Source organism: uncultured Methanobrevibacter sp. (genome assembly GCF_937906425.1).
In the GTDB taxonomy this organism is placed as follows: domain Archaea; phylum Methanobacteriota; class Methanobacteria; order Methanobacteriales; family Methanobacteriaceae; genus Methanobrevibacter.
Genome location: NZ_CALCYR010000188.1, coordinates 1 through 3,351, shown reverse-complemented (window position 1 = coordinate 3,351; position 3,351 = coordinate 1). Strand labels below are relative to the sequence as shown.

Genomic DNA, 3,351 nt, shown 5'->3' with positions numbered 1-3,351 from the left:
ATAATGATTAACTATTTAATATTTGAAAACTAAATATACTTATGTATAATAATTTTTTAAGAAAATTCTTGTGTGGATTACAAGAAACAACTATATTCTTAACTATTTAATAAACTATAAAAAAATTCTATTGTGATTAATATGATTATTTTAAATGAAAAGACAAAATGTTTGGTTCAGGGAATTACAGGAAAGCAAGGTACTTTCCACACTGAACAAATGCTTAAATACAATACAAAAATAGTTGCAGGTGTAACTCCTGGTAAAGGTGGAAGAGAAGTCCATGGAGTTCCTGTTTTTGATTCTATTGAAGAAGCTAAAGAAAAAACTGATGTAAATGCTTCAATTATATTTGTACCGGCTCCTGTTGCTAAGGATGCTGCAATTGAATCAATCGATCATTTGGATTTGGTAATTATTATTACAGAACACATTCCTGTTCATGACACTATGGAAATCATGGCTTATGCTAAGGAAAATGATGTAACCGTTATCGGTCCAAACACTCCAGGAGTCATTTCTCCTAAGGTAGGTAAGCTCGGAATCATGCCAACACATATCTTCTCAGAAGGTTCTGTTGGACTTATTTCCAGAAGCGGTACATTGACCTATGAGATTGCAAGTCAATTGACCCGTGCAGGCATTGGACAAAGTACTTGTGTCGGAATCGGCGGAGATCCGGTTATCGGTACCTCCTACATTGACATTTTAAAAATGTTTGAAGAGGACCCTGAAACCACTGAAATCGTCTTGATTGGTGAAATCGGCGGAGACGCTGAAGAGGCTGCTGCTGAATACATTAAGGAAAATGTAACAAAACCTGTTGTTGCTTACATTGCAGGTATTTCTGCACCTCCTGGAAAAAGAATGGGTCACGCTGGTGCTATCATTGCAGGAAACTCCGGTACTGCAAAAAGTAAAATGGAAGCTTTGGAAGCTGCTGGCGTTAAGGTGGCAAGCAAACCTTCTGAAATAGTAAAACATATTAAGGAAGCTCGTGGAGAATAATTCTCCATCTATTTTTATTTTTTTATTATTTTATTTATCAAATTTTAATTTACTTTTTTTATTAATTCTTAATCAATTTCCTCCAATTTAAGCATTTTAATTTATTAATTTTTATTGTGAGGCTTTGATTAATTAATTTAAGGAAGTTTAATAATTTTAATAATTATTTTCATGTGATATTATGAACAAAGAGGAAATCATTGAAAACTTGTTGGCAGGTGAAATGAAACTCTATCAAATCGATAAGTTTACAGAAAATGCTACAGAGGCCATGGATATCAGAAGGGAATTTATAGAAAAGTATTCTGATGTTGAATTGAATAGGATTGCCGATTATACATTGGATATGAATGCTGCATTCAGCAAAAACATTGAAAACCCTATAGGAACCATTCAAATACCTATTGGAGTTGCCGGCCCATTGAAAATCAATGGTGAATATGCAAATGATGAATTCTTTGTTCCTCTTGCAACTTCTGAAGGTGCTTTGGTTGCATCCATCAATAGGGGATGCTCTGCTATTACAGCTTCTGGCGGAAGCAATACAAGACTAATCGGTGACAAGATGACAAGGGCTCCTGCAATCAAGACAGATTCTGTCATTAAGGCTGTTGAAGTCAAGAAATGGTTTGAGGAAAACTTTGCAGAACTCAAGGCAATTGCAGAGTCTACAACAAGCCATGGTAAATTGGTCAAGATTGATCCAATTATCATCGTTGGAAATTATGTCTATCCTCGTTTTGTATACTCAACTGGAGACAGTATGGGTATGAATATGGTTACAATTGCAACTGAAAAGGTTTTGGCTAAGTTATATGATGATTTAGGCGTCCATCCTTTGGCTTTAAGCGGTAACCTTTGTGTTGACAAGAAACCTGCAGCAATCAATGTGGTTGAAGGAAGGGGAAAGACTGTTGTTGCTGAAGTTTTGATTCCTAAGGATATTGTGGAGGCTAAACTCAAGACCACTGCTAAGGCAATTGAAGAGGTCAATCTTGCCAAGAATCTTATCGGTTCTGCAGCTGCAGGAAGCATGGCGTATAATGCTCATTTTGCTAACATGATTGGAGCTATCTTTTTGGCTACAGGTCAGGATGAGGCACATGTTGTAGAAGGTTCACTTGGAATTACAAGTGCTGAAGATAGGGATGGAGACTTGTATTTCTCTGTTAGTATGCCTGATTTGCCTATTGCTACAATTGGTGGTGGAACAAGACTTGAAACAGCTAATGAAGGATTGCAAATAATTGGCTGTGCAGGTTCTGGAAAGGTAAATAAATTTGCTGAAATTGTTATTTCAACAGTATTGGCTGGTGAATTGTCATTGATTGCAGCTATTGCAGCAGGACATTTAGCTAAAGCACATCAAGAACTAGGCAGATAATTATTTTTTAAGTCCTATTTTATTTTTTTATAGTTTGTAAATTAATTAAAAGTACAGATATATCTGCTGGCGAAACTCCTGAAATTCTTGATGCTTGTCCAATAGAACGTGGTCTGAATTTATCTAATTTTTGTACTGCTTCTAAACTTAATCCTTTAATTTTATTATAATCAATGTCTTCTGGAATTTGTTTTTCTTCATTTTTTAGCATTTTTTCAGCTTCTCTTTCCACTTTTTTTATGTATCCTTCATATTTTATTTGTATTTCTACTTGTTCTTCTACTTCTTTGGACTAGATAAATTGATATATATTTTCTTTCTTTAGAATATTTATTGTTATTTCTGTTCTTTTTAATAAGTCATATAAAGTTATACCATCTTTTAATGGCATAGAATTAAGTTTCTCTAATTTTTGATTTATTTCTTTAGTAGGTGTTATTTTTGTTTGTTGTAATTCTTCTTTTAATTTTTTTATATTAGATAGTTTTTCTTTAAATTTTTTATGTTTTTCTTCACTAATTAATCCTACTTGATAGCCATATTCTCTTAATCTGATATCAGCATTATCGTGTCTTAATAATAGTCTATATTCAGCTCGAGATGTAAGCATTCTATATGGTTCCATTGTTCCTTTTGTTACTAAATCATCTATTAATACTCCTATATATGCCTCGTTTCTTTTTAATATTAATGGATCTTTTTTTTCTAATTTTAAAGAGGCGTTGATACCTGCAATTAATCCTTGACAAGCTGCTTCTTCATATCCACTTGTTCCGTTAATTTGACCCGCTGTGAATAGGTTTTCTAATACTTTAGTTTCTAGACTTGCTTTTATTTGAGTAGGATAAATTGCATCATATTCAATTGCATATGCATATTTTAATATATTTGCCTTTTCTAATCCTGGTAAAGAATGAACCATTTCTTCTTGGATACTCTCTGGCATACTTGTTGAGAAT

4 protein-coding genes are annotated in these 3,351 nt (G+C 33.5%); 2 read left to right on the top strand and 2 right to left on the bottom strand.

Annotated features, from left to right (window positions below; translation table 11 throughout):
• Positions 1-141 precede the first annotated feature (141 nt).
• Both sucD and hmgA read left to right on the top strand, forming a co-directional pair.
• Entirely contained in the window at positions 142-1,008 is an 867-nt protein-coding gene (gene sucD, locus Q0138_RS05375) for a succinate--CoA ligase subunit alpha (protein WP_297981818.1), read from the top strand.
• A gap of 181 nt (positions 1,009-1,189) precedes the next feature.
• Positions 1,190-2,392: a hydroxymethylglutaryl-CoA reductase (NADPH) gene (gene hmgA, locus Q0138_RS05370; protein WP_297981816.1), complete on the top strand. Its 1,203-nt coding sequence runs from the start codon at positions 1,190-1,192 to the stop codon at positions 2,390-2,392.
• Between the two features lie 19 nt (positions 2,393-2,411).
• Here hmgA and Q0138_RS09330 read toward each other — a convergent pair whose 3' ends face one another.
• Positions 2,412-2,624 (bottom strand): hypothetical protein, encoded by a 213-nt coding sequence (locus Q0138_RS09330; protein WP_346662270.1) that lies wholly within the window; start codon positions 2,622-2,624, stop codon positions 2,412-2,414.
• 60 nt (positions 2,625-2,684) lie between these two features.
• The coding region (locus tag Q0138_RS05365; RefSeq protein ID WP_346662269.1) for an FAD-dependent oxidoreductase at positions 2,685-3,351 on the bottom strand (667 nt) is incomplete at its 5' end.

Coding starts and splice junctions, on each gene's coding strand:
- sucD (WP_297981818.1), top strand. CDS start 142: ATGATTATTTTAAATGAAAAGACAAAATGTTTGGTTCAGGGAATTACA.
- hmgA (WP_297981816.1), top strand. CDS start 1,190: ATGAACAAAGAGGAAATCATTGAAAACTTGTTGGCAGGTGAAATGAAA.